25 protein-coding genes are annotated in these 24,629 nt (G+C 50.9%); 13 read left to right on the top strand and 12 right to left on the bottom strand.

From position 1 onward, the window contains the following. Positions 1 to 74: 74 nt before the first annotated feature. Complete coding sequence (locus AB3G37_RS22430; RefSeq protein ID WP_369789128.1) at positions 75 to 821, top strand: SDR family oxidoreductase; 747 nt, start codon at positions 75 to 77, stop codon at positions 819 to 821. Positions 822 to 859: 38 nt separating this feature from the next. On the opposite strand, the gene AB3G37_RS22425 is transcribed toward AB3G37_RS22430, so the two are convergent. Beyond that, entirely contained in the window at positions 860 to 1,786 is a 927-nt protein-coding gene (locus AB3G37_RS22425; RefSeq protein WP_369789127.1) for a carbon-nitrogen hydrolase family protein, read from the bottom strand. A gap of 74 nt (positions 1,787 to 1,860) precedes the next feature. Between AB3G37_RS22425 and AB3G37_RS22420 the strand changes: the two genes are divergently transcribed. Then, positions 1,861 to 2,826, top strand: coding sequence for a LysR family transcriptional regulator (locus AB3G37_RS22420; RefSeq protein WP_369789126.1), 966 nt, complete (start codon positions 1,861 to 1,863; stop codon positions 2,824 to 2,826). A gap of 3 nt (positions 2,827 to 2,829) precedes the next feature. Here AB3G37_RS22420 and AB3G37_RS22415 read toward each other — a convergent pair whose 3' ends face one another. Further along, the gene (locus AB3G37_RS22415; protein ID WP_369789125.1) at positions 2,830 to 3,738 is read right to left on the bottom strand and encodes a DMT family transporter; all 909 of its coding nucleotides are present in this window, start codon (positions 3,736 to 3,738) and stop codon (positions 2,830 to 2,832) included. 186 nt (positions 3,739 to 3,924) lie between these two features. On the opposite strand from AB3G37_RS22415, the gene AB3G37_RS22410 reads away from it, so the two are divergent. The 3 genes from AB3G37_RS22410 to AB3G37_RS22400 all read left to right on the top strand — a co-directional run bounded on the left by AB3G37_RS22410 (position 3,925) and on the right by AB3G37_RS22400 (position 6,078). Then, positions 3,925 to 4,809 carry a helix-turn-helix domain-containing protein gene (locus tag AB3G37_RS22410; protein ID WP_369789124.1) on the top strand — a complete coding sequence of 295 codons (885 nt, stop codon included), beginning with the start codon at positions 3,925 to 3,927 and terminating at the stop codon, positions 4,807 to 4,809. 79 nt (positions 4,810 to 4,888) lie between these two features. Further along, complete coding sequence (locus AB3G37_RS22405) at positions 4,889 to 5,461, top strand: GNAT family N-acetyltransferase (RefSeq protein WP_369789123.1); 573 nt, start codon at positions 4,889 to 4,891, stop codon at positions 5,459 to 5,461. Then, positions 5,455 to 6,078, top strand: a complete 624-nt coding sequence (locus tag AB3G37_RS22400; protein WP_009634939.1) for a glutathione S-transferase family protein — start codon at positions 5,455 to 5,457, stop codon at positions 6,076 to 6,078. Before AB3G37_RS22405 ends, AB3G37_RS22400 begins: the two co-directional genes overlap by 7 nt. 60 nt (positions 6,079 to 6,138) lie before the next feature. Here AB3G37_RS22400 and AB3G37_RS22395 read toward each other — a convergent pair whose 3' ends face one another. Next, complete coding sequence (locus AB3G37_RS22395) at positions 6,139 to 7,254, bottom strand: SDR family oxidoreductase (RefSeq protein ID WP_369789122.1); 1,116 nt, start codon at positions 7,252 to 7,254, stop codon at positions 6,139 to 6,141. A gap of 484 nt (positions 7,255 to 7,738) precedes the next feature. Here AB3G37_RS22395 and AB3G37_RS22390 point away from each other — a divergent pair, with 484 nt between their 5' ends. Continuing rightward, a complete protein-coding gene (locus AB3G37_RS22390) occupies positions 7,739 to 8,587 on the top strand; it encodes a PA4780 family RIO1-like protein kinase (protein WP_009634937.1) in 849 nt (282 codons plus the stop codon). Here AB3G37_RS22390 and AB3G37_RS22385 read toward each other — a convergent pair. From AB3G37_RS22385 to AB3G37_RS22375, 3 genes are all read right to left on the bottom strand, one after another. Then, positions 8,584 to 9,312, bottom strand: coding sequence for a substrate-binding domain-containing protein (locus tag AB3G37_RS22385; RefSeq protein ID WP_369789121.1), 729 nt, complete (start codon positions 9,310 to 9,312; stop codon positions 8,584 to 8,586). The two genes, AB3G37_RS22390 and AB3G37_RS22385, sit on opposite strands and share 4 nt — an antisense overlap. Continuing rightward, positions 9,312 to 10,376 carry an ABC transporter substrate-binding protein gene (locus AB3G37_RS22380; protein ID WP_369791015.1) on the bottom strand — a complete coding sequence of 355 codons (1,065 nt, stop codon included), beginning with the start codon at positions 10,374 to 10,376 and terminating at the stop codon, positions 9,312 to 9,314. The genes AB3G37_RS22385 and AB3G37_RS22380 overlap by 1 nt, the downstream gene beginning before the upstream one ends. Positions 10,377 to 10,492: 116 nt before the next feature. Then, a complete protein-coding gene (locus AB3G37_RS22375; RefSeq protein ID WP_369789120.1) occupies positions 10,493 to 11,125 on the bottom strand; it encodes a LysE family translocator in 633 nt (210 codons plus the stop codon). 167 nt (positions 11,126 to 11,292) lie between these two features. Here AB3G37_RS22375 and AB3G37_RS22370 point away from each other — a divergent pair, with 167 nt between their 5' ends. After that, complete coding sequence (locus AB3G37_RS22370) at positions 11,293 to 12,129, top strand: glycerophosphodiester phosphodiesterase family protein (RefSeq protein WP_369789119.1); 837 nt, start codon at positions 11,293 to 11,295, stop codon at positions 12,127 to 12,129. A gap of 1 nt (position 12,130) precedes the next feature. Further along, a complete protein-coding gene (locus AB3G37_RS22365; RefSeq protein WP_369789118.1) occupies positions 12,131 to 12,916 on the top strand; it encodes an inositol monophosphatase in 786 nt (261 codons plus the stop codon). 54 nt (positions 12,917 to 12,970) lie between these two features. Here AB3G37_RS22365 and AB3G37_RS22360 read toward each other — a convergent pair whose 3' ends face one another. Beyond that, on the bottom strand, positions 12,971 to 13,309 hold the full coding sequence (locus AB3G37_RS22360; protein ID WP_369789117.1) for a nuclear transport factor 2 family protein: 339 nt from the start codon (positions 13,307 to 13,309) through the stop codon (positions 12,971 to 12,973). Between the two features lie 170 nt (positions 13,310 to 13,479). Between AB3G37_RS22360 and AB3G37_RS22355 the strand changes: the two genes are divergently transcribed. The 3 genes from AB3G37_RS22355 to AB3G37_RS22345 all read left to right on the top strand — a co-directional run bounded on the left by AB3G37_RS22355 (position 13,480) and on the right by AB3G37_RS22345 (position 17,780). Beyond that, positions 13,480 to 14,148, top strand: coding sequence for a glutathione S-transferase family protein (locus AB3G37_RS22355; protein ID WP_009634931.1), 669 nt, complete (start codon positions 13,480 to 13,482; stop codon positions 14,146 to 14,148). A 405-nt stretch (positions 14,149 to 14,553) separates the two neighbouring features. Further along, entirely contained in the window at positions 14,554 to 15,921 is a 1,368-nt protein-coding gene (locus AB3G37_RS22350) for an NCS2 family permease (RefSeq protein WP_009634930.1), read from the top strand. A 212-nt stretch (positions 15,922 to 16,133) separates the two neighbouring features. Beyond that, positions 16,134 to 17,780 carry a Na+/H+ antiporter gene (locus tag AB3G37_RS22345; protein WP_009634929.1) on the top strand — a complete coding sequence of 549 codons (1,647 nt, stop codon included), beginning with the start codon at positions 16,134 to 16,136 and terminating at the stop codon, positions 17,778 to 17,780. Between the two features lie 63 nt (positions 17,781 to 17,843). On the opposite strand, the gene AB3G37_RS22340 is transcribed toward AB3G37_RS22345, so the two are convergent. Continuing rightward, on the bottom strand, positions 17,844 to 18,755 hold the full coding sequence (locus tag AB3G37_RS22340) for a LysR substrate-binding domain-containing protein (RefSeq protein ID WP_369789116.1): 912 nt from the start codon (positions 18,753 to 18,755) through the stop codon (positions 17,844 to 17,846). 125 nt (positions 18,756 to 18,880) lie between these two features. On the opposite strand from AB3G37_RS22340, the gene AB3G37_RS22335 reads away from it, so the two are divergent. Both AB3G37_RS22335 and AB3G37_RS22330 read left to right on the top strand, forming a co-directional pair. Beyond that, a complete protein-coding gene (locus AB3G37_RS22335; protein ID WP_009634927.1) occupies positions 18,881 to 19,324 on the top strand; it encodes a CidA/LrgA family protein in 444 nt (147 codons plus the stop codon). Further along, a complete protein-coding gene (locus tag AB3G37_RS22330; RefSeq protein WP_369789115.1) occupies positions 19,317 to 20,006 on the top strand; it encodes an LrgB family protein in 690 nt (229 codons plus the stop codon). The genes AB3G37_RS22335 and AB3G37_RS22330 overlap by 8 nt, the downstream gene beginning before the upstream one ends. 92 nt (positions 20,007 to 20,098) lie before the next feature. Here the strand turns inward: AB3G37_RS22330 and AB3G37_RS22325 are convergent, their stop codons facing one another. The 4 genes from AB3G37_RS22325 to AB3G37_RS22310 form a co-directional block, all read right to left on the bottom strand. Then, positions 20,099 to 20,860 carry an amino acid ABC transporter ATP-binding protein gene (locus AB3G37_RS22325; protein WP_369789114.1) on the bottom strand — a complete coding sequence of 254 codons (762 nt, stop codon included), beginning with the start codon at positions 20,858 to 20,860 and terminating at the stop codon, positions 20,099 to 20,101. An 8-nt stretch (positions 20,861 to 20,868) separates the two neighbouring features. Next, entirely contained in the window at positions 20,869 to 21,978 is a 1,110-nt protein-coding gene (locus tag AB3G37_RS22320) for an amino acid ABC transporter permease (protein WP_369789113.1), read from the bottom strand. Positions 21,979 to 21,987: 9 nt separating this feature from the next. Beyond that, a complete protein-coding gene (locus tag AB3G37_RS22315; RefSeq protein ID WP_009634923.1) occupies positions 21,988 to 23,166 on the bottom strand; it encodes an amino acid ABC transporter permease in 1,179 nt (392 codons plus the stop codon). A 92-nt stretch (positions 23,167 to 23,258) separates the two neighbouring features. Further along, complete coding sequence (locus AB3G37_RS22310; protein ID WP_009634922.1) at positions 23,259 to 24,284, bottom strand: amino acid ABC transporter substrate-binding protein; 1,026 nt, start codon at positions 24,282 to 24,284, stop codon at positions 23,259 to 23,261. Between the last annotated feature and the right edge of the window lie 345 nt (positions 24,285 to 24,629).

Below are 24,629 nucleotides of genomic sequence, written 5' to 3'. Positions count from 1 at the left end.
TAGTTCATAGTGCATGATTTGTTCACCGGCCAGCAAGCCTGGCTTTATCCAATAGCGGCTAGAGGAAAAACATTATGACCATTCAACACGCAGAAAATAAAGTCGCGTTAATAACCGGCGCATCACGCGGTATCGGCGCAGCGATAGCGCAACGTCTGGCCGCCGACGGTTTTAACGTGATTGTTAATTACGCTCGCGGTGCGGCCGAGGCTGAAGCTTTGGTGCAGAAAATTGTTTGGGCAGGCGGAAAGGCGATCAGCGCGCAGGCGGATGTCAGCGATGCTGCCGCGGTGCGTAAAATGTTCGACAGCGCCGAGCAGGCCTTTGGCGGCATTGATGTGTTAGTCAACAACGCCGGGATCATGTCACTTTCCTCGATTGCCGACTTTGATGATTCGGCTTTCGACCGGCTGATCGACATTAATCTGAAAGGCACCTTTAATACCCTGCGAGAAGCGGCAAAACGCCTGCGCCACGGCGGTCGAGTCATTAACTTTTCTTCCAGCGTAGTCGGTTTGTACCAGCCGACGTATGGCGTCTATGCCGCGACCAAAGCAGCAGTAGAGGCGATGAGCAAAGTGTTGACCAAAGAGCTTCGTGGCCGGGAAATTACCGTTAATGTGATAGCTCCCGGACCGACGGCAACTGAACTGTTTCTGGACGGAAAATCACCGCAGCTGGTGGAGCATATCGCCAAACTTGCGCCGCTCGAGCACCTCGGTCAGCCGCAGGACATTGCCGCCAGCGTGGCCTTCCTGGCTGGCCCCGATGGCGCATGGGTCAATGGACAGACGATCAAAGTTAACGGCGGTATAATCTAGCCGCCAGTCTGTAGATACTCTCTCTGGGGATATCTTTTTTAATCCTCAATATAGCGCAGGTTCTTTTTTGCTCGTTGATCAACCTCAAGACTGAAAATATCGGGGCGAGAATAGTGACCAACCGGGTCGAAATCGTAGCGCGCGCCAACCAAATCATCGGTGTTGATCTCGGCAGTCAGTAGCCCTGCTTCGCCTTTTAATGGACCCGCCAGCACATCGCCCAGCGGGCCGACAATCACCGAGCCACCGTTGATCAACGGGCGTTGGTCGTCCCAGTGTTTAACCTTGATGCCAAGCTGAGCCGGCGAGGACTGAAACTGGCAGGCGCCGACGACAAACATTCGCCCTTCGTGCGCGATATGGCGCATCGAGCATTGCCAAATATCACGCTCATCTACTGTCGGCGCACACCACACCTCAACGCCTTTGCCGTACATCGCCATGCGCAGCAGCGGCATATGATTTTCCCAGCAAATAGCGCTGCCGAGGCGGCCCACCTTGGCGTCAACAACCGGCAAAGTAGATCCGTCGCCCTGGCCCCAAATCAGTCTTTCAGTTCCTGTTGGCATCAGTTTGCGATGTTTGGCGACCACGCCTTTACCGGGTTCAATAAATAACGAAGAGCAGTAGAGTGTTGAGCCGCTGCGTTCAATCACGCCAATCACCAGGCTGGCTTGCGTTCGAGTAGATAATTCTGCCAGCGCCTCTGTTTCTGCACCGGGCACGTCAACGGCATTATGAAAATAGCGTGTAAAATCCTCACGGCCTTCCGGAAGGCGATAACCCAGTCGAGTACCAAAGATTTCACCTTTCGGATAACCTCCGAGCAGGGCTTCGGGCATCACCACCAGACTGGCACCAGAATTGATAATTTGTTGTTCATAAGACAGAATTTCTTGCAGCGTCGCGGCTTTTCCTGCCGGAGAGGAACCAATTTGCAGGGCAGCAATAATTGAAGCAGGCATAAAATTATCTCGACTCGAAGAGGATGAATTTCTATTCTGCTCAATTCCTGACATTAATCTATGCCGATTCATTTATGACTGATATTGATAAAATTAATATCGAGGCTATCGATCTCAATCTGCTGAAAGTGCTCGAAGCTTTGCATGAAGAGGGCAGTGCCAGCCGTGCAGCTGTGCGTCTCGGACTGACCCAGTCAGCGGTGAGCGCCGCGCTCGGACGATTACGCCGTCTGTATGACGACCATCTGTTTGTCCGTACCGGACGTGGATTAGCCCCGACGCTGCGCGCCAATGAGCTAAAACCGCTGGTCAGTGAGGCGCTCGATAAGTGCCGGCAAAGTCTGCAACTGGTATCGGGCGTGCGTGCCGGTTATGCCGGACGTTCCCTGTCTCTAGGCCTTTCAGACGATTTCGAACTGGCGTTGGGCAGGCAGTTAATTGACCGCCTGGAGCAGGAAATGCCCGGCTTGCGCATTGTGTTTCGCCAAACGCACAGTCGTATCGTCGGTGAGATGCTGATGAATCGAGAGGTAGATTTAGCCATTGCCTCAGGGGGATTTACCTCGGCGGCGGTGGGCAGTGAAACTCTGGGGGAAGGTCGCTATGCCTGTTTAATCGACTCTCGCCAACCGCTGATGGCCGGAGAAATCGATAACACTAATCATCTGAGTCTACAGGCTTTTTTGCGCCGCCAGCATTTGCTGATCTCATCGGGTGGCTTTATCGGTATGGTAGATGAAGTGTTGATTCCACAGGGTTTAAAGCGTTCTATCAGGGCTTCGACCACCCATTTTGCAGCATTGCCGTATTTACTGCTGGGCAGTGACGCGCTGGCAACAATCCCTCTGCATGCAGCCAGAACACTAGCGGCGTTCCACCCCTTGAAATTACTCTTTCCGCCAGTGTCTATGCCTGCCTATTCGGTTAATCTTGGCTGGCGACGCGATGCGTTGCGCGATCCGGCGGTGTTGAAAATGAAGCAGATTATCAGTGAGATTTTTTCCGGCTTCGACTGGCAAAGCGAAGCCGGTGGGCAATGATGGCTAGCTTAACGCGGGCCTGGTTTTCATTCTTTCACTTAGCCAGCGCGGGCGGTAGAACATCACCAGATTACCCAGCAGAATCAACGCCAGACCAATAACCGCATTGGTATGCCATTGATAACCTTCATAGAAAGTGGATACAGTCAAGGCAACCAGCGGGAACAGCAGCGTACTGTAGGCCGCCTGACTGGCTCCGATGCGGGCCACGAGTGTAAAATAAAAACCAAATGCGACTACAGAACCAAATACCGCCAGATAGACCAGCGATCCGGTGTAGCTTGCGGTCAAGTGAACGGCAAAAGAATCTCCCTGAGCCAGACTTAGCAGTAACATTATTGCGGCGCCGTAACTCATGGCGTAAGCATTGGTACTGAGCATATCCAACCCATGTTTTTTGTGTCTGGTACTGATCATATTGCCCAGAGAAAACCCGTATGTGCCGAGCATGCTGAGGCCAATGCCTTTAAGCAGCTCCGGGGCAATGTGCGCCGCGCTAAGGTCATGCCAGAACAACATCACAATGCCGACCAACCCCAAAATAGTGGCCGGGATCAGCGCGGGTGACATTTTTTGGCGGAAGAAAAGCATGCCATTGAAGGCATTAAACAATACCGCCATTGAGAAAATAACTGATTCCAGGCCACTGCTTATATAGGCTGCCGCGTGATAAAAACAGTAAAAATTAAAGGCAAAAACACAGCACCCCTGTGCGACACAAAAAAGATGATCTTTAATCGCAATTTTACGTAAACGACGCGTGACCAGCAGAAAAATCATTAATACCGCTGCGGCCATTAAAAAACGGTAAAAAATAGAAACGGTGACCGGCACGACACCTTGTTGAAGATAGATGGCAAACCAGGTGGTGCCCCAAATCAATATTACGGAAATATACAGCAGCGCATTCATAGAGTTATCCGGCCTGAAGAGAAATAATTTTCGTTGATTATCCTTTCAGGCAATGACAGTTGCCTTTCTGTGATTGCGGTCAGTTGCATATTCTTGCGGTTTATTTTCTAAAAAGGCTGTCAATGCTCGCGCTCGACCCTGCCAAAACAGTAAACTAACGCTATTCATTCACCAGGGAGTCAGACTATGCCACGCCGCTATCAGTCGTTCGAAACGCTGACCAAGCATCATGCCACCTTGCACGACACCGTGCATTTAGGGTCTGGCATACAGTTGGCTGCCTGGTCGAATAAAAATGACTGCGTTACTCAGGAAGATCCTGATCACCACACGCTGAGTTTATACATTGCGGACGGCTATGAGTGCTATCACAAAACGCGCTCTGGCTGGCAAAATGGCGGCGGCCCGGATCGGTTTTGTCTGATGCCGAAACATAACGTTTCGAGTTGGGACGTGCGCGGTGATCTATCGTTTGTACATATGTATTTCACTGATGATCATTTGCGTAATGTGATTGAACAAACCTGGGATCGCAGCCCGGCGAATATTCTCGTAGACGAGCATGTTTTCAGCGAAGATCAGCAAATAACCCAGCTTTATCGACACTTTTTATTGAGTTGTCAGTGGCAGGAAAACAGCAATCAGCTGATGCTGAGCACCGCCACCAATCTGCTGGTTACCCATCTTGCCCGCAGTTATACCCATCTGCAGTGGGCGCTGCCAACCGTGCGCGGAGGCCTGTCACCTTCGGTGCTAAATCGCGTCAAAGAGTATATTCACGGCCATCTTGGCTCATCGTTGCAACTGTCAGAACTGGCTGATATCGCAGGCCTTAGCGAATATCATTTTGCTCGCATGTTTAAACAATCAATGGGCGTTGCACCGCATCAGTATGTAATGAATGCCCGGTTGATCCGCGCCGAAAGTTTGTTGCGTAATACCCAGTTAGATATTACGACCATCGCGCTGGACTGCGGATTCAGTTCCCCGAGTCATTTCAGTAATCGTTATAAGTCATTGCGTGGTATTGCCCCTTCCTCACTGCGCCAGAATTCGTTGCGCAAATTCTAAATATTGTTTTCTTGCTGTCCCATTACACCCTTTTCAGTGATAGGTTATTTCAGTCTGATAAAGAAGGGTTATAACTCAAATGCCAAAATCCGCTCCGCAAATTGAAACCTCAAGATTAATCCTGCGCGGTCATGTCATTGATGACTTTAATACTATTGCCGACCTGTGGGCAGACCCGGAAATGGTACGCTTTATTGGCGGGGTGCCTTCAAGTCGCGAGGCGAGCTGGACCCGGCTTCTGCGCTATGTTGGGCACTGGCAGCTAATGGGATTTGGCTATTGGGTGATTATCCATAAAGATTCGGGCCAATTTGTTGGCGAAATCGGTTTTGCAGACTTTCAGCGAGAAATGCAGCCTTCGATGGATAACAAAGCCGAAATGGGATGGGTGCTAAGTCCCAAGTTTCACGGCAAGGGTTATGCCAGCGAAGCCGCTATGGCGGTACTGGACTGGGCCGACACCCATATTCCGCTTCAGGTTTGCTGCATCATTAATCCAGAAAACGGGCCGTCTATTCGCCTGGCCGAGAAGAATGGGTTTACCCTTCAGGCAGAAACGTCTTATCAGGGCGCCAAAGTCCGTCTGTTTACCCGCCCCGTGGTTGTAAAACTAACAGCGAACATCGCTGATGGAGAAAACCGGTTATGTTGAAAATATTGGGAAAATCGACGTCGATAAATGTTCGTAAAGTGTTGTGGACCTGCCATGAACTCGGATTGGACTATAGCCATGAAGAATATGGCGGGGATTTTAAATCGACGACGACAGAAGAATTTAAGGCGCTAAATCCTAATTCTCTGGTGCCGGTAATTATTGATGACGAATATGTGTTGTGGGAATCCAATACTATTTGCCGTTATCTTGCGGGCAGAGAAGGGCGCGACGATTTGCTACCGCAGTCGCCACGCGAAAGAGCCAAAGTCGAGCAGTGGATGGACTGGCAGCTAGGCGATCTTAATAACGCGTGGCGCTATGCCTTTATGTCTCTTGCCCGGCATAGCCCGGCACACAGCGATCCCGACTTGCTTGCGGGGAGTATCAGCGAATGGAATCGTTTGATGGAAATTGTCGAGCTTCAATTGCAAAGAAGTGGAAACTATATTCTCGGCGAACGTTTTACCCTGGCAGACGTGGTGATTGGCATGTCTGTGAATCGTTGGGTTATGACTCCGATGGCTCGGCCAACCCTTTCTGCGGTGTTTTCTTACTATGAACGCCTAAATCAACGCGAGGGATATCAACTGTTTGGCCGTAATGGCAGCGTTTGATTTTAGATAATTTGCCCCTGACCGAGGCTTCGGCAGGGGCAGTAAATTAATTTTAAATAATTACTTAAAATCAACCATCATTAGCTCTGGAATAGAATAGCCACGAGTTGAACTAACGCATTTATCAATATATTGAGTAAACGGCATTGGGCGTGGAATACCTAAATCCAGCAGGCGTTTATTATCAAATTTCACATTCAACTGTGCAAAGCCGCCGTATAACTTAATGGCGCGAAGAATTATTTTATCATTACACGGACCGAGAACATCTTTGAATTGTTTCCGAATGCCGGTAAATTCCTGATAACTTATTGTCTCATACTCTTTAATAATTGCTGGCGCGTTATTCGCCTTGGCAATATATTCATCTATGGCGTAGAAAGGCGTACAAAGTTCTTCGCCAGACGAAATATGATAAAAGTCGTGTTTAATATCTTCATTCAGGCAAAGATTAACCAACGCCATTGCGCAATAATCTACCGGAATAATGTCAACTTTATCCTGAATCTGGCAGGTGAACTTTTTAAGTTTAACCGCCATTAGGAATACCCAGAAAATGCTGCTCGATGGAGCGCAACCATATTGCGTGTGGCCAACAATAATTGAAGGACGTGCCACCACGAAAGGCAGTTGCGGGCACAGTTCGCGCACGCGATTTTCCAGCTCTCGCTTGGACGCGGTATACTGTACCAAGTCTTCATTATGCGTATTATCAGGCATATTTTCATAGAAAACGCTGTCTTTGTCTGGCATCGAGGCCATAGCGGTTCCTACGTGGACAAAACGCTTCAGGCTTTTTACTTTTGCCATCCGTTGAGCAAAAGCTAAAGAGCCGTCGACATTAACGCGCCACAGTGCCGGGTTATTACCGAAAGATGCAATCGCTGCGCAGTTAATAACGTACGAAACTAATTCAATACGAGGATCTTGAACAAAGTCCTCAGGTTCTCCCAGATCGCCAATTAAAATGTTTTCTTCTTTTATGGTGGCTAGCTGTGAAGGAGTTAATCCAAACTTTTCTAAATTATTTCTTATTCTTAATAATCCAGCTGCAGAGTTTTCAGCACGGACTAAAAGTAATAGGTTAAATGGATTGTTTTGGTATTGGCGTAATAAATTTTCTACAACAGCACCACCAACAAAGCCGGAGGCGCCTGTAATGAGAATGCTTTGCATTTTTTAAATCTCAACGGGAGGACACACAGCTCACACTATCACCTATTTGTTAAACCATTCATATACTGAACCTCGTGGAAAATAAACGGAGGTTAAACGGAGGTTAAACGGATGGTGGGAAATATGTTAGTTTAGTATTAACCTTAGTTTTACATTAATAAATATTTTTATTTAATTTTTAATATGTCCTAATTGATAGATATTAGTGATGTCGTTGCTCACTTTATTATCTTCATTGCCTTTTGCAAATTTTTCTTTATGAGCTGAAAGTCGGAATGCGGGCTCTTGACGTCGAAGTAAAATTGTCAGCTATTTTCTGTGTTCAAAAATTGCGGTAAAGATCTCTGCCTTCAACGTATGCAGTGAGGTATGACTACGATAAACTGAGGGCAACAGGCTATCCTGAAGGGTAGCAATAGCGAAGGATTAAAGGAATTTTGTGCGGGGAGATTCCCACGCGCGCATAAATAAGGTACAAGGCTGCATGAAAATCCCAAATAGAATCCAACCTCTGGTGGATGACGGCCTGATCGATGATGTGGTCCGTCGACTGAAAAGTGGCAAAGAGGCCGACGTGTACACCGTTTTATGCGGTGAGGAAATCCGCTGCGCCAAGGTTTATAAAGAAGCCACTCAGCGCAGCTTCAAGCAGGCCGTTCAGTACCAGGAAGGGCGTAAAGTCCGCAACAGCCGCAGTGCGCGCGCCATGCAAAAGGGTTCTAAGTTCGGTCGCAAACAGCAGGAAGAAACCTGGCAGACGGCTGAAGTCGATGCGCTATTCCGACTGGCCAACGCCGGTGTGCGCGTCCCACAGCCCTATATCTGCCTCGATGGTGTGCTGTTGATGGAACTTATCACCGATGGCGAGGGCTTGGTTGCACCACGTTTAAGTGATGTCACTTTTACCGAACAGGAAGCGGTAACAGGGCACGACATTATGATCCGTAATATCGTACGTATGTTATGCGCCGGAATCGTGCACGGCGATCTGTCAGAATTCAACGTGCTGCTGGACGCGCAAGGTCCGGTGATTATCGATCTGCCTCAGGCCGTGGATGCCTCTGCCAATAACCATGCAGAATCCATGTTCGAGCGCGACGTAAACAATATGACCGATTTTTACGGCCAGTTTGCCCCTGAGTTGCTGAAAACGCGTTACGCCAAAGAGATTTGGGCGCTGTATGAAGAAGGCAAACTCACACCACAAAGCGTATTGACCGGCCAGTTTGCCGAAGATACTCACGCAGCCGATGTCGATTCTTTGCTGGATGAAATCACTGCTGCAGAAGACGAATACTATGATCGCCAACGTGCTCTGAAAGAAAGAGACTAAAGGTTCCTCGCAAATCCTTCCCGAAATAATATTTCCTGCGCCGCTGTGGATAACAAAAAATCTGACAGCGGGTTAGCCGCCTCGTAGCACTGCGCAAAAGCATAATCCGCCTGAATATTATAATTCTCCGGTATGTCTATCACGGCTAGGTCCTTGCACAACCTCAAACGACGCGCATAGCTGGCATAGCCGACGAACAGGTCACACTGGCCGCCACGAATCAACCACGCAGCAGCGAGCTCTCCATTCGGAACACTTTGGCTCGCCGGGCCGCCTACCAGTTTGAGTGACGATTGCTGTAAATATTCGCCCAAACCAGCATGGTGCCTTTCAAGAGTGTCGAACAGCTGCCAGGTATAATCTCCAGAAGGATCGGCAAGCGGGGTGGAAGTGCCGACTTTCAGCGCACGGTTGCCCAACAATGCCAGCCACGAGGGTTGAGCAGCGAGCAATTCTTTGCGTGCCGTCAGGCATAGGCGGTTACGGGTAAAAACCTCGACGCGAGAAGCCAGCCCGAGTGCTTTCAGGCGCTGGGGATGGGCAATATTGGCAGAAGCGAACAGATCAGGGCGCTCACCTTGCTCAATGGATTCTCTTAGCAATCCGGCAGGACCAAATCGAGTATCGACCTCAATACCGCTTTGCAGGGTAAAAGATGTCATCAGAGGTTGCCAGACTGCACGCAGGCTTCCAGCCGCCAGTACTTTAAGCGACAATTCGCTCATCAGGATTTGTTTCCGGCTTTGGTTGTAGCAGCTTCTGGGGCCACATAGTTGGTGCGATAAAATTTCTGATAATACGCATTTGCCTGTTTCTGCATATCAATGTCGCTAAACTTCTGCGGATAAAGCTTTTTCGCCATCCACAGTTCACCGATTGCCAGCGCTTCGGGCATTGGATAACCCCACGCCTTGGCGTACTCGGGCATTAAATAGACGCGATGATTTTTTACTGCATCTATGACCTGCCATTTGGGATCGCGCTCGATCTCGCCGACAACCTTTGGATAACGGTCCTGTACGAAAATAACCTGCGGATCCCAGGCGATCACCTGCTCGAGACTGACCTGTTTGAATCCTTTGACTGTTGATTCTGCGACATTAAAAGCTCCGGCATGATTCATCATCAATCCGGTATATTTGCCAGAACCATAAGTGGTGAGGTCGGGGTTAGCCATATAGACCCGAACGCGCTGCCGGGGTGAAATGGATTGCAGCCTGTCGCTGACCATTTTACGTTGCGCAAAGGTGTAGTTTATGAGCTCATCAGCATGATGCTGGCGATTAACGACTTCACCAATCAAGCGTATACCGTTTTTTAGTCCCTGGTTATAGGCCTGCTCTTCGTTGTCCATCACCGGGTTCATTTTAGCTTCTTCACCCGGTTTATCCTGACGTAAAGAGATAGCCACCACCGCGATGCCAGCCTTGGAAATCTGCTCGATCATCTCCTTTGGCGCGTAGTTGGTGACGAACACCACCTGCGGATGCAGCGCAACCAGACTTTCTAAATCTACGTGCGTCAAATCCCCTAGAGCCGGGGTTTTAAGCAAAGCCGGATCGAGCCGCGCGTAGCCATCACCGAGCTGTTGTTTCCAGTTTGCGAGCACGCCAACAATCTTGCTGCTGGCGTCTAATTGAACCAGCAAGTTAAGGGTCTGGTGTTGAAGCACGACAACCCTGTCAACCTGATCGGGAATCGTCACCTGACGCCCAAGCTGGTCAGTAACCTGTCGTGACGCCAAGGCTGAAAATGAACACCAACTCAGCGCGCTGGCGAGTACGACTATTTTGAAAGTATTAGCCCTGGTATTGGAAAGTTTTTGCAAAGTGCTCACCGAGAAACCTCAATATACGTTGTGTTTTTCAGTATATAGCGGTGAGCGCTTTATGAACATCGCAACGCTTATTTACGCCCTTCAACGAGCATTCTTACCGCCAGGCCGCTGAGCACGGTGGCCATCAGCCAGCGCTGAATCAGGGTCCACAGCGGGCGGCCAGCCAGAAATGCGGCGATATAACCGGCGGAAAGGGCGATCAGCGCATTCACACAAAAGCTAATCATGATTTGTGCGCTGCCAAGTACCATCGACTGCATTAACACATGGCTTTGTGCGGGCACGATAAACTGCGGCAGCAGGGAGAGATAAAGCACGGCCGCTTTTGGGTTCAACAAATTAGTAAACAACCCCATGGTGAAAAGTTTACGCGGGCTATCTTTTGCTAATTTGCGGACCTGAAAAGGCGAGCGGCCTCCGGGGCGAATCGCCTGCCATGCCATATACAGCAGGTAGACTGCGCCACAAAAACGTAGAGTATCGTAGGCAAAAGGCACGGCCATCAATAGCGCGGTGATGCCGAGCGCCGAGAACACCATATAAAAAACAAACCCCAATACCACGCCGCCCAGCGAGATAAGCCCGGCTTTTGGGCCTTGGCAGATAGAGCGTGAGATCAGATAAATCATATTTGGACCGGGGGTCAGGACCAGTCCAAGGGCGATGAGCATAAAAGGCAACAGGTGGGCGGCATCAGGCATGGCATTCTCCAGAAAGGTTTTAGAAAACTCACTCCGCTAGATATAGAGGTTTTGCTCAACTTTTAGCAAGCGCTCGTCATACTTTGTTCATCATTTTTGGGTCAAACTGTCATAAAGCCGTGCAATGTTACTTTCCGGACAGGTAAAAATCGTTAACCGGAGAGGCCATGTACAGCGATACCCGAAAACTGATTTCACTGCAAAATCCCGCGGTGCTGGTGGTGGCGCATCGTGGTGTATGGACGCGCGCTCCTGAAAATTCTCTTTCCGCCCTGGAAGAAGCCATCAGCGTAGGGGCAGATATTATCGAGATCGATACCCGGACCACCGCCGATCATCAGTTAGTGGTAATGCATGACGCCTGGCTAGACAGAACCTGCGACCATCAGGGCGAGGTAGTACATATGCCGTTCTCCGAGGTGCGCCGAGCACGCCTTCGTGGCAGTGATGGCCGTGCAGGAATGGTGGTCACCGAAGAGCGAGTGCCTCTGCTGGAAGAACTGCTCGAGGAAGCCCGTGGACGCATCATTGTCAATATTGATATCAAATTCGAGCGCGATCGTCAGCGAGTCATGGACCTGATACTGGACATGAATATTGCCGACGGCGTGCTGCTTAAAAGCAAAATCGATCTCGCGACCCAGACTTTCCCACTGGATATGACCGACAGTCAACGCCGTATTCCCTTCATGCCAATAGTTACTGCCAATTCTGGAAGCTTTGCCGAAGATTTACGAAAAATCGAGGACTTTGGCGCGCAAATAGTGGAGCTTAACTTCTCTGATTTGGCGGATGTGACGGCGGCAAAAGAACAATTAAGGCGTCTGGGGATCCGTCTGTGGGTGAATACGCTGGATGAGTCTCACCCGCTGGATTATTGTGATAGCCGCGCTCACCAGCATCCGGGAGACGTCTGGGGTACGGTGATTGAGGCGGGTTTTGGCGCAATTCAAACTGACAGCGTCAGCCAATTGCGTCGTTGGTTAAAGGATAAAGGACGTTAAAATGAAAACCGAAATTTCCGATCGCTTGCAGATTGCCAGCAAGATTGCCGCGCAGGCGGCCGAACTGGCGCTGAGCTTCTTTCACCGCCGTAGCGAGATTGACGTCAGCAGCAAACGAACCCAGGATTTTGTTTCTGAGGCTGACGTGGCGGTCGAAGAGTTTATCCGCCAACAGTTACATGAAAACTTTCCAGGCGACCCCATCATTGGTGAAGAGATGGGCGGCCATTTAAGCGATGCGGCCTGTTGGGTGATCGATCCGATTGATGGAACGTCCAATTTTTTGCGCGGCTCGCCGCTGTGGGGCGTTTCGCTGGGGCTGGTGGAGCGTCATCGGCCGGTGATAGGCGTCGTGGTGCTGCCGGTGCTTAACGAACTATTTGCAGCAGAAAGCGGCAAGGGGATCTTTCTCAACGGCAAACCTTTTACTCGAGACGATCCCTTTGCGGATGTTCAAGTGCTGTCGCTGGGCGATAGTGCCGACGATCAGCTAGGCGAGGCTTCGGCATTTTATCGCGGGTTGCGCGAGGCTGACTGGTCGGTACACTGCTACCGTTGTACCACGGTGGGCATGGTGTTTGCTGCGAAGGGCGTAATAGACGGACATCTGCAACGCCGCACCACGCTGTGGGATATTGCTGGTGGCGCGGTGCTTTGTCAGGAAGCTGGACTGGAAACGGTAGTTAATTTCGGTAGCGAAGGGATCCGTCATTTGTCGGTTGCCGCCGGAACACCAGCTTTGATGGCTGCCGTCAGGCCGCTTTGGCCTGACCTGGCGCCACGTTAACTTGAGCCGGGTTGGATTGAGATGTCGCAACGAAACAACCCGCCGCTTGTCTGTTTAGGCAAAGTAAAACCATGCGGTTTCAATCAAACCCTCATTCACTTCAAACACGGCCATGCTTTCAATGGGCAAATCGCCCAACCCGTGGATTTTCTCCAGGTCAAAGACTTTATTGCCTAACACGGTGCGCGAAACCAGCTCGGCCTTGAGTTTGGGATTATTGAATCTATGAGCGGCGTAGAATTCGCTAAGTTGCTGTTTCCCTTCCATTGCCGGCTCGAGAGAGGGCATGCGAAAGGCAGTAAATGATTCACTAAAGCAGGAGACAAAGGTCTCAAGATCGTGTTGATTATAGGCGGCGAACTGTTTTTCAATGACGGCGGTAACATTATCCATTATCAATCCTTGTTGAATTTTAATTCTATTTAAATGAATTTTTATTCAATCTGGTATTTTTGTGCTCTCTTGTCAACATCATTGTGCGATAACTCCTTAATAGCTCTTGGGGGATGATCAGTAGTCTATAGTTAACAATTAATTATGATCATAACTCTGGAGTGGAATGCATGATAATCCTACATCACCTGAACAACTCGCGTTCGCAGCGAATTTTGTGGATGCTAGAAGAGTTGCAGCTGCCTTATACGATTGAGCGCTATCAGCGTGACGAGAAAACCATGCTGGCACCCGCCTCGTTAAAAAAAATTCACCCGCTGGGTAAGTCGCCAGTGTTGCAGGATGGTGACCTGATTATTGCCGAGTCGGGCGCGATTATTGAATATCTGCAAGAAACCTATGACCCGCAAAATACCCTGAAACCAGACGATGCCGCCGAGCGCCTGCAGTATCGTTACTGGCTGCATTATGCCGAAGGTTCGCTGATGCCGTTGCTGGTCATGAAGCTGATTTTTGGACGTCTGGGCAAGCCGCCGATGCCGTGGCTGATCCGCCCGATTGCGGGTGCGATCGGCAAGGGCGTACAGCAGAATTATATTGATAAGCAACTCGCTACTCATGCGACTTATCTCGAAGATCATCTCAGTAAAAATGCCTGGTTTGCTGGCGATGAATTTAGCGCAGCGGATATCCAGATGAGCTTCCCGATAGAAGCATTCGAAACGCGTGGCCCGATGGATAAATGTCCACATCTGCAACGTTGGCTGGATACCATCAAGGCCCGACCCGCTTATCAGCAGGCATTGAAGCAGGGTGGCCCCTACCAGATCGGCCGTTGATCCTGCCAATAAAGATCCTCCTCGCGGGGATCTCTAAAAAGGGATCCTTTAACGCCATGCAGCCGGGTTTTGCGCAGTAAGGAGCGTTTTAAAGTTAACCTTTCGCAACTTTTTAGTTTGAATGCCTTTAAAGTGAGCGAAAATCCGAAAAACATCGCCAAACGCAGTTGAAACTGGAGCATTAAAGGCTGGATAATCGTTTGCTTGGTCGTATCTACGATTTTTACAACCGCCGTACGCGATGAGAGTTAACCGTTTGCCCCGACTTTATGTTGATTATTCGACGATGTCTAACGCCGTTGAACAACTTCATGCATCCTTTAGTCGGGTAGGGAAGCGAACGACAAGAAACGATTTCATAATGACCACGCAGGCATTTCAGTAGCACATTCAGAGGACTCCATCATGTCTCAACACCAGTCTCAAGCGGGCGGCAGCGTGACGCCTAAAGGATCGCTTGATGCTTTCTTCTCGATAAGCGCGCGCGGCAGCAATGTTCGACAAGAGCTTATCGCAGGCCTCACGACTTTTCTGGCGATGGTTTACTCGGTCATCGTTGTTCCCTCGATGCTGGGTAAGGCCGGATTTTCTCCAACCGCCGTTTTTGTGGCTACCTGCCTGGTCGCCGGTTTTGGTTCGCTGCTAATGGGGCTGTGGGCCAATCTGCCATTGGCGATCGGCTGCGCGATTTCTCTGACCGCCTTTACCGCCTTCAGCCTGGTTATTGGCCAGCACATCAGTGTGCCAGTCGCGCTCGGTGCGGTGTTTCTGATGGGCGTGCTGTTCACTGTTATCTCTGTTACCGGTATTCGCTCGTGGATTTTGCGCAACTTGCCGACCGGCGTTGCGCACGGCACCGGGATTGGTATTGGTCTGTTTTTGCTGCTGGTAGCCGCCAACGGCGTGGGTCTGGTTATCAAGAACCCGTTGGATGGTTTACCGGTCACGCTCGGCGCTTTTACCTCATTTCCAGTGGTCATGACATTATTGGGACTGGCCGTGATTTTTGGTCTGGAAAAGCTGCGCGTGCCGGGTGGTATCCTGCTGGTGATCATTGCTATTTCTGTTATTGGCCTGATTTTCGACCCAGCGGTGAAGTATCACGGCCTGTTTGCCATGCCCTCTCTGTCGGATGCCGGGGGGCACTCGCTGTTCTTTAATCTCGATATTTTGGGCGCTATGAAAGCCGCCGTATTACCGAGCGTACTGGCTTTGGTCATGACCGCAGTTTTTGATGCAACGGGCACGATTCGCGCTGTCGCAGGTCAGGCTGACTTGCTGGATAAAGACGGGCAGATTATCAATGCCGGTAAAGCGTTGACCGCCGATTCAATGAGCAGCATTTTTGCCGGTTTGGTTGGGGCGTCACCGGCGGCAGTCTATATCGAGTCCGCGGCGGGCACGGCGGCAGGCGGTAAAACGGGTTTAACCGCTACCGTGGTCGGCGTCCTTTTCCTGCTGATGCTATTCTTGTCGCCGCTGTCTTATCTTGTTCCGGCCTATGCTACGGCCCCTGCGCTGATGTACGTTGGACTGCTGATGCTGAGCAATGTTACCAAGCTGGACTTCAGCGATTTTGTCGACGCAATGTCGGGTCTGCTGTGCGCCGTGTTTATCGTACTGACCTGTAATATCGTCACCGGCATTATGCTGGGCTTTAGCTCACTGGTGGTGGGGCGCATTTGTTCGGGAGAATGGCGTAAGTTAAATCTCGGCACCGTGATCATTGCCGTGGCGTTGGTAGTGTTTTACGCCGGAGGTTGGGCGCTTTAAATGATTTTTCACCCTTCCTCAATCAGCGAGGAAGGGTTTTTCACTCAGTCGCATTCATAATCCAACAAAATTTGTTAACAACATTTACACTTCAATTTTAAGACGTCTGCAAATTCTCTCCGCTACAAAAATGTTTTACTATCAAACTGTCGTGCAGGTTTAGCCTGCGTCCAGCTTTAAGCATTAACTAAAAACAAGAGTCTAAGGAAAGCATGGAAATATTTTTTACCATTCTGATTTTGATTCTGGTGGTGTCGCTCTCCGGTGTCGTTACCAGGATGTTACCGTTCCAGGTCCCACTTCCTCTGATGCAAATCCTCGTGGGGGCTTTGCTGGCCTGGCCTAACTTTGGTCTTCACGTCAATTTTGATCCCGATCTGTTCCTGGTGCTGTTTATCCCGCCATTGCTGTTTGCCGATGGCTGGAAAACGCCGATGCGCGAATTTTTGCACAAAGGGCGAGAAATCCTTGGCTTAGCGTTGGCATTGGTGCTGGTGACCGTCGTTGGGATTGGGTATCTGATTTATATGATGGTGCCGAATATCCCACTGGTCGCCGCTTTTGCGCTGGCTGCCGTGCTGTCACCGACCGATGCCGTGGCGCTGTCCGGTATTGTCGGTAAAGGCCGCATTCCAAAATCTATTATGGGCATCCTCGAAGGCGAGGCGCTAATGAACGATGCGTCAGGCCTGGTCGCGCTGAAATTTGCCATCGCGGTTGCTTTGGGAACGATGGTGTTTACAGTACAGGGCGCAACTGTCGAATTCCTTAAAGTGGCGGTTGGCGGCATTCTGGCGGGCGTTGCAGTCACCTGGTTGTACAGTAAATCACTGCGCATTATGAGCCGCTTGAGCGGGGATGACCCGGCTACGCAAATTGTTCTGCTGCTGTTGCTGCCTTTTGCCTCTTACCTGATTGCCGAACATATTGGTGTGTCGGGAATTTTAGCCGCCGTGGCCGCCGGGATGACCATCAGCCAGTCGGGGATTATCCGTAACGCACCTCTGGCGATGCGCCTTCGCGCCAACAGCGTCTGGGCGATGCTGGAGTTTGTTTTCAACGGCATGGTATTTATTCTGTTGGGCCTGCAGCTGCCGGGGATTCTTAAAACCTCGCTGGAATTGGCCACTCACGATACCAGCATTGAGACCTGGCACCTGTTTGCCGATGTTGGCATCATCTATTTTGCGCTATTGCTGCTGCGATTTGCCTGGTTGTGGCTGATGAAGAATTTCAGCAATCAACTGCTCAAGAAAAGGCCACTGAAATTCGGCAGTTTTTCGACGCGTGAACTGTGGGTTGCATCATTTGCCGGCGTACGCGGCGCGATTACTTTGGCCGGTGTATTGTCGATTCCTTACAGCCTGGCCGACGGTTCCGATTTCCCCTCTCGCTATCAGCTAGTATTCCTGGCAACGGGGGTGATTTTGTTCTCGCTGATTGCCGGTGTGATTGCGCTGCCATTACTGCTGCGCGGGGTCGTGGTCGACAAATCATCCTATCGTGAAGAAGAACGCATGGCGCGATCTGTGGCTGCAGAAGTTGCAATCGAAAGTCTGCACAAGATGGAAGAACGCCTTGCCGCTGATTCGGAAGAGAATATCGATGAGCAAACGCTGAAAGAAATCAGCTCGCGCGTGGTGGGGAATTTGCGGCGTCGAACGGTGGGTAAAGATGATATCGAACAGGCCCTGATGCTTGAAAATCTCGAACGTCGCTTCCGTTTAACGGCACTGCGGGCCGAGCGTGGTGAGCTTTATCATCTTCGCGCGACGCAGCGAATCAGCAATGAAACGCTGCAAAAATTGCTGCACGATCTCGATCTGCTGGAAGCATTGCTGGTCGAAAAAGAAGTGTAATTTAACGCGATTAATGTGAAATCAAGATGCCCGCCGGTTGATTCCTGCGGGCATTTTTTATGCTTAATCGTTGCGGCTGGTTGGCGGCAAAATACTCTCGGGCCAGAATTCACGACTGCGTGCGATCCATGCCTGCGCGCTTTGAGACAGATAACTGCCCTGACGCCAAATCAGGCCCAACTGCCACAACAAAGTCGGCGCCAGCGGCAAGCAAAGCAGCTTCGCGTCATCCAGACGCTGGCAAATCGGCTCGGGCAGAATAGCAATCCCCATTCCCGCTTCGACCATCGCCGCAAGGAAATCCCACTGACCGCTGCGTGCGGCAATCTTTGGCGTGAATCCGTGGGCGCTAAAGGCATCCAGTAACTGGCGATAAAGCGCAAAGTCTTCGTTATAGATGAGGATACTTTCTTCGGCTAATTCGGCAATGGCAACCGCGCTGCGATCAAGCCAGCAAGAGGTCCGAGGAACTACCACGTAAAGCGGGTGGCTGAATAAAAGTTGAGAGGTGATGGGCAAGCCGGGATCGATAGGCAGGGCGGTGAGTGCCAAATCCAGCTCACCGTTCAAAACCGCCTGCTGTACCGTCAGTCCGCCAAACTCTGAAATAATCAGTTCAATACCCGGATAGCGCTGACGAAATTCGCCAATCAGCGGTGCCATCTGCGTGCCGACCATCGGTGGAACGCCAAGGCGCAGCAATCCACGCTTTACGTCGTTGATGTCTTCCAGTTCAGCTTCTAGTTGGCGAAACTCTTCCAGAATGTTCAATCCACGCTGGTACAACGCCTGTCCACTGTCGGTTAACCGCAGTCGCCGCCCTTCGCGGAGCAATAACGTGCATTCAAGCTCCTCCTCAAGATTACGCAACATTTTGCTAATTGTCGGCTGAGTCACAAACAGTTTTTCTGCCGCACGAGTAAAACTCTGCTGGCGTACGACTTCAACAAAATAGCGCAGGGTGCGAACGTCCATAAAGCTCCAGGTAACAAAACATTCCAATTTGGAATCATTTGGATAATTTTAATTCATTTCTTAACCTATTTCTCCAGGCCGTATACTGCAAGCTCTTAATTCTTCGTCCTTTGAGGTCATCCCCGATGATGTTGGCGTTGCGCATGAAAGCGCCGTCGTTGCTCACTCGCTTTCAGGTCCCGATTCAGGTCGTGCTTTATGCGCTACTTTTTATGCTGGCCGATCGTCTGGTGATTTTGCTGCACCTGCCACTGCCGGCCAATATTGTCGGTATGTTGATGCTTTTGCTGCTTATTGCATTCCGAATACTGCCTGTTGGCTGGGTTAAAGCCGGGTCAACCTGGCTGTTGGCCGAGATGCTGCTGTTTTTTGTGCCCGCCGTGGTGGCAGTGGTTAATTACGCCCAATTGCTGATGGTCGAAGGCTGGAAAATTTTTCTGGTGATTGGCATCAGTACGCTGTTAACCCTTGCAGCAACCTCGTTAGTGGTGGACCGGGTTTATCAGTTCGAGCTCAGAATGGCAGAAAAGAAAAATGCCGCCGCGATGGAAAAGGCTGAGCATGACTGATCTGATATTAAGTGTTCTGTGCTTCGCTGTGACGCTGGGGCTGTATTACGCCAATAAACGACTTTACCGCTGGCGAAGAACGCTGCTTTTTATGCCGTTGGTGTTTACCCCGATTGTGCTGGTCGTGCTGCTGGTGGTGACTCGGGTTTCCTATCAGGATTATATCGGTGAGACCCATTGGCTGCTGTGGCTGCTAGGGCCATCGACTATTGCCTTCGCGGTACCGGTCTATGAAAACATGGCGATTATTCGCCGTCATTGGATTTCATTATCCGCAGGTGTGTTGACGGCCGTTATCGTGGCGGTATTTAGCTCGGTGTGGCTGGCGCGTATGTTGACTCTGCCGGAAGAGATTCAGCGCAGTCTGGCCGTGCGATCCATTACTACGCCATTTGCATTGGCTGCGGCTAAACAAGAGGGCGGTCAGCCTGATTTAGTCGCGCTATTTGTCGTTATAACTGGCGTATTTGGCATGGCGGTTGGCGACCTGTTGTTCCTGCGTCTGGCAGTGCGTAGCGCGCTGGCGAAAGGGGCTGGTTTAGGGGCCGCGTCTCACGGAGCGGGCACGGCAAAAGCCTATCTATTGGGTCCACAGGAAGGTGTCGTCTCTAGCCTGGTAATGATGCTGGCGGGTGTGTTGACTGTAGTAATAGCACCGCTGATTGGGCGATATATGTGGTAACTCCAGCGCTGGCATATCTTGTTACGCCGGCGAACATCATAATATTGATAAAACCGGCAGCACCTGCCACCGGTTTTATCATGTGCTAAAAATCAGTGAATAATCTGCGCCAGGAATTCACGAGTTCTTACCGATTTTGGATTGGCAAAGAACTCTTCCGGCGGTGCCTGCTCGACAATTTCTCCACGGTCCATAAAGATAACCCGGTCTGCCACCGTGCGCGCAAAGCCCATCTCGTGGGTCACACACAGCATGGTCATACCTTCGTCTGCCAGACCAATCATGGTATCCAGCACTTCCTTCACCATCTCCGGGTCCAGCGCCGAGGTGGGTTCATCAAACAGCATTATTTTCGGCTTCATACACAGAGAACGGGCGATCGCCACGCGCTGCTGCTGTCCGCCTGAAAGCTGGCCGGGAAACTTGTGCGCATGCTCGGCGATACGCACGCGGTGCAGGTATTTCATGGCCAGTTCTTCCGCTTCTTTCTTCGGCATTTTGCGCACCCAGCAAGGCGCCAGAGTACAGTTCTGCAATACCGTCAGGTGCGGGAACAGGTTGAAGTGCTGAAACACCATGCCGACTTCGGTTCTGATGCGCTCAATGTTGCGCAAATCATCGTTTAGCTCTGTACCGTCTACCACGATGCGACCCTGCTGATGTTCTTCAAGATGATTAATGCAGCGAATAGTCGTCGATTTACCGGAACCCGAAGGCCCGCACAGGACGATACGCTCGCCCGAAGTGACGTTTAGGTTGATGCCTTTTAATACGTGGAACTGCCCGTACCACTTATTAACGTCTTCCAGCGTGATCATCATTTTTTTAGTTTCAATGACGTTATGTTCGGTCATGGTGTACCTCAGTGTGCGGAGTGCCCGGTGTGAAAGCGTCTTTCCAAATGTTGGCTATAACGCGACATGCTAAAACAGAAAATCCAGTAAACGGCAGCGGCAAAGACGTAGCCTTCGGTCGACATTCCCAGCCATTCAGGGGCGACGGTCGCCTGCTGAACGCTGCTGAAAAAGTCCATCAGACCAATGATGATTACCAGACTGGTATCTTTGAACAACGCGATAATGGTGTTGACCAAACCGGGTATTACCATCTTCAAAGCCTGCGGCAAGATAACCAGCATCTGGGTTCTCCAGTAGCCCAAAGCCAATGACTGTGCGGCCTCGGTCTGACCTTTTGGCAGTGCCTGCAGGCCGCCGCGCACCACTTCGGCAACATACGCCGACTGGAACAGCACCACGCCAACCAGCGCACGCACCAGCTTGTCGATGCTGGTGCCTTCACTCATAAACAGCGGTAGCATCACCGACGACATAAACAGCACAGTGATCAGCGGCACGCCGCGCCAGAACTCGATAAAGATCACTGACAGGATGCGCACAATCGGCAGACTCGAGCGGCGCGCCAGGGCTAGCAGGATCCCCAGCGGAAGTGCTCCGGCAATGCCCACGGCGGCGATCACCAGCGTCAGGGTGAGTCCGCCCCATTGATAGGTCTCAACGCGGCTGAGGCCGAAATAACCGCCATACAGCATGAACCAGGTAAACACCGGAAAGGCCACTGCCCAGCAGGCAATATACAAACCCCGGCGCGGCATGGCCGAAAGGAACATCGGCACCAGCGACAGCAGCCCAACGATTAACGTGGTATTAATGCGCCAGCGTTGATCGGGCGGGTAAAGTCCATACATAAACTGACCGAAACGGGCGTGGATAAACACCCAGCAGGCACCGTCTTTGGTACAGTCTGCACGGGTGCTGCCGACCCAGTTGGCCTTAAAAATCACCCAGTTCAACAGCGGCGGGACCAGCTCCCACAGCAGCCAAAAGAAGAACAGGGTCAGCAAGCTGTTAAACCAGCTGGAAAACAGGTTCTTACGTGCCCAGAGCACGGCGTTGCCTATTGGCGTACCGGGCTTGGCACCTCTGACGGAGTGAGGGACAGTTGTCATCGTCATTCGTTTCCCTTAACGCTCAACCAGCGCGATGCGGCGGTTATAAATGTTCATCAAGAACGAAATCACCAGACTGATAATCAGGTAAACCGACATCGTGATGGCGATAGTTTCGATTGCCTGACCGGTCTGATTCAGCACCGTACCGGCAAACAGCGACACCATGTCTGGATAACCGATGGCCGCAGCCAGCGAGGAGTTTTTGACAATATTGAGATATTGGCTGGTCAACGGTGGGATGATCACTCGCATCGCCTGCGGCAAGATAACCTGTCGCAGGGTGACCGGATTTGGCAGTCCCAGCGAGCGAGCCGCTTCATGTTGTCCATAAGAAACAGACTGAATACCGGAACGGATCACTTCGGCGATAAACGTCGAGGTATACACCGACAGCGCCAGCGTTAACGCGCCGAGTTCGGGGATAAGCACCACGCCGCCGCCAAAGTTAAAACCTTTAAGTTTTGGAATATCCCAGTGCAGTGCGGGTCCGAAAATCAGATGAGAGATGGCCGGAAACAGCACCAGCATTAGCACGCACCACGGCCAGATACGCCATACCAGCCCGGTGTGAACCTGGCGGAAATGGTTATAGCGTTTCAGGAACAGGATCCCGCCAACGGCCAGCACTAACGCAATCACGGCTGCCCAAAAACCTGTCGCCATCTCCGGTGAAGGCATGTACAGGCCACGATTGCTGGCAAAAATGGTATTGAACGCATTCAGGCTCTGGCGCGGTCCCGGTAAATTGCGCAACACGGCGAAATACCAGAAGAAGATTTGCAGCAGAGGCGGAATGTTGCGGAATGTCTCAATGTAGACGGTACACAGTTTGCGAATAAGCCAGTTGTCGGAGAGTCTTCCCAACCCCACGATAAAGCCGAGAATGGACGCAAAAACTATACACAGCGCCGACACCAGTAAGGTATTCAGCAGGCCGATAAAAAAGACGCGCCCGTAGGTATCGCCTTCGTCATAACTTATCAGGTGTTGGACGATGCCAAAACCGGCACCGCGGCTCAAGAATTCAAATCCCGAGGTGATCCCTCGCGTCGTTAGATTGGTAATCGTGTTGTGTAACAGGTAGCCAAAAAAGGCCACCAGCAACACCACCGCGAGAATTTGGTACAACCAGGCGCGAACTGCAGGATTACGCAGTGTAAACGCGACTTTTTCGGATGGGCGTTGCGACATAAGAGCCAGCCTCAGTATGCGGTAATTCGAGTGTTACAAGGTCTTGGTGGAAGCGGCATGCCAAGAGCTGGCATGCCAACATCCGGCAGGAATTAACGAACCGGTGGTGCGTACTGGATACCGCCTTTGTTCCACAGCGCATTCTGGCCACGAGCAATTTTCAGCGGGCTGCCCATACCGACGTTGCGGTCGAAACTTTCACCATAGTTACCCACCTGTTTAACGATTTTCACCACGAAATCGTTAGGCAGTTTCAGGTCTGCGCCGTAAGTTCCAGTTTTACCCAGCAGGTTGCCCATGTCTGGCGTGGTTGGATTGGCTGCCATCGCTTCAACATTTTGCGAGGTTACGCCCATCTCTTCGGCATTCAGCATGGCAAACAGTGACCAGCGCACGATTTCCAGCCAGTCTTCGTCACCGCGACGCACCACAGGGCCGAGAGGTTCTTTGGAAATGACTTCTGGCAGTACGATGTAGTCATCGGGTTTGCCCAGAGACTGGCGCAATGCATACAGTTGAGACTGATCAGAAGACAGCGTATCGCAACGGCCAGATTCCAGCGCTTTGGCGCTGTCGCTCGAACGGTCGAAGGTGACCGGTGTGAAGGTCATTTTGTTGGCTTTGAAGTAGTCGGCTACGTTCAACTCGGTGTCAGTACCGGCCTGCAGGCAGACAGTTGCGCCGTCCAGCTCTTTCGCGCTCTTGAGGTCGGCTTTCTTGTGCGTCAGGAAGCCGATGCCGTCGTAATAGTTTACGCCAGCGAAAATCATGCCCATGCCGCCATCGCGGGATGAGGTCCAGGTAGTGTTACGGGAGAGGATGTCTACTTCACCTGACTGTAACGCGGTAAAGCGCTCTTTCGCCGTCAGTGGGGTGTATTTCACTTTGGTCGCATCGCCGAATAGCGCAGCCGCGACTGCACGGCAAACGTCAACGTCGAGACCGGTGATGTTTCCCTTGTCGTCCTTGGAAGAGAAACCAGGCAAACCGTCGCTGATACCGCATTTGATAAAGCCGTTTTTCTTAATTGCGTCCAGAGTCGTTCCGGCGTGAGCCTGTCCAGCCAGGGTAACGAAACTTGCGGCGGCAATCAGCGTTGAGAGCAGTATTTTTTTCATAAATCGTCCTGTGAGGCGAGAGCGAAAATTATTATTTTATGAGTGCCGGAGCACCCTGTCTGTTTATGGGGCAAAGCCCTTTGCTCTGAATCGTACGAGCAAAACGGCTAAAGCAAAGGGAGTGCCAACATTGAAAATGCTTAGCAATCAAGTACCGTTACGTAATTGAACAGTAACATTGATCTGCATCAGGAGATTTATTGACCTAATTTAGGGCGCTGTAAACATCTTTGCTGCAAAATGGTGCGCACCATTGCAAAATTTCGGGGAGTTAGATACCTAATCGATGATTTTAATAACATGCGGTAATATTTTTACGATGAATGAATCATAAGTGTGACAGGA

Source organism: Rouxiella sp. WC2420, assembly GCF_041200025.1.
GTDB lineage: Bacteria > Pseudomonadota > Gammaproteobacteria > Enterobacterales > Enterobacteriaceae > Rouxiella.
The sequence above is the reverse complement of the archived record's forward strand: the minus strand, read 5'-3'. Positions and strand labels throughout refer to the sequence as shown.

Bases quoted from the DNA above. Each gene is read 5' to 3' on its own strand.
- AB3G37_RS22430 (WP_369789128.1), top strand. From the start codon at position 75: ATGACCATTCAACACGCAGAAAATAAAGTCGCGTTAATAACCGGCGCA.
- AB3G37_RS22425 (WP_369789127.1), bottom strand. From the start codon at position 1,786: ATGCCTGCTTCAATTATTGCTGCCCTGCAAATTGGTTCCTCTCCGGCA.
- AB3G37_RS22420 (WP_369789126.1), top strand. From the start codon at position 1,861: ATGACTGATATTGATAAAATTAATATCGAGGCTATCGATCTCAATCTG.
- AB3G37_RS22415 (WP_369789125.1), bottom strand. From the start codon at position 3,738: ATGAATGCGCTGCTGTATATTTCCGTAATATTGATTTGGGGCACCACC.
- AB3G37_RS22410 (WP_369789124.1), top strand. From the start codon at position 3,925: ATGCCACGCCGCTATCAGTCGTTCGAAACGCTGACCAAGCATCATGCC.
- AB3G37_RS22405 (WP_369789123.1), top strand. From the start codon at position 4,889: ATGCCAAAATCCGCTCCGCAAATTGAAACCTCAAGATTAATCCTGCGC.
- AB3G37_RS22400 (WP_009634939.1), top strand. From the start codon at position 5,455: ATGTTGAAAATATTGGGAAAATCGACGTCGATAAATGTTCGTAAAGTG.
- AB3G37_RS22395 (WP_369789122.1), bottom strand. From the start codon at position 7,254: ATGCAAAGCATTCTCATTACAGGCGCCTCCGGCTTTGTTGGTGGTGCT.
- AB3G37_RS22390 (WP_009634937.1), top strand. From the start codon at position 7,739: ATGAAAATCCCAAATAGAATCCAACCTCTGGTGGATGACGGCCTGATC.
- AB3G37_RS22385 (WP_369789121.1), bottom strand. From the start codon at position 9,312: ATGAGCGAATTGTCGCTTAAAGTACTGGCGGCTGGAAGCCTGCGTGCA.
- AB3G37_RS22375 (WP_369789120.1), bottom strand. From the start codon at position 11,125: ATGCCTGATGCCGCCCACCTGTTGCCTTTTATGCTCATCGCCCTTGGA.
- AB3G37_RS22370 (WP_369789119.1), top strand. From the start codon at position 11,293: ATGTACAGCGATACCCGAAAACTGATTTCACTGCAAAATCCCGCGGTG.
- AB3G37_RS22365 (WP_369789118.1), top strand. From the start codon at position 12,131: ATGAAAACCGAAATTTCCGATCGCTTGCAGATTGCCAGCAAGATTGCC.
- AB3G37_RS22360 (WP_369789117.1), bottom strand. From the start codon at position 13,309: ATGGATAATGTTACCGCCGTCATTGAAAAACAGTTCGCCGCCTATAAT.
- AB3G37_RS22355 (WP_009634931.1), top strand. From the start codon at position 13,480: ATGATAATCCTACATCACCTGAACAACTCGCGTTCGCAGCGAATTTTG.
- AB3G37_RS22350 (WP_009634930.1), top strand. From the start codon at position 14,554: ATGTCTCAACACCAGTCTCAAGCGGGCGGCAGCGTGACGCCTAAAGGA.
- AB3G37_RS22345 (WP_009634929.1), top strand. From the start codon at position 16,134: ATGGAAATATTTTTTACCATTCTGATTTTGATTCTGGTGGTGTCGCTC.
- AB3G37_RS22340 (WP_369789116.1), bottom strand. From the start codon at position 18,755: ATGGACGTTCGCACCCTGCGCTATTTTGTTGAAGTCGTACGCCAGCAG.
- AB3G37_RS22335 (WP_009634927.1), top strand. From the start codon at position 18,881: ATGATGTTGGCGTTGCGCATGAAAGCGCCGTCGTTGCTCACTCGCTTT.
- AB3G37_RS22330 (WP_369789115.1), top strand. From the start codon at position 19,317: ATGACTGATCTGATATTAAGTGTTCTGTGCTTCGCTGTGACGCTGGGG.
- AB3G37_RS22325 (WP_369789114.1), bottom strand. From the start codon at position 20,860: ATGACCGAACATAACGTCATTGAAACTAAAAAAATGATGATCACGCTG.
- AB3G37_RS22320 (WP_369789113.1), bottom strand. From the start codon at position 21,978: ATGACGATGACAACTGTCCCTCACTCCGTCAGAGGTGCCAAGCCCGGT.
- AB3G37_RS22315 (WP_009634923.1), bottom strand. From the start codon at position 23,166: ATGTCGCAACGCCCATCCGAAAAAGTCGCGTTTACACTGCGTAATCCT.
- AB3G37_RS22310 (WP_009634922.1), bottom strand. From the start codon at position 24,284: ATGAAAAAAATACTGCTCTCAACGCTGATTGCCGCCGCAAGTTTCGTT.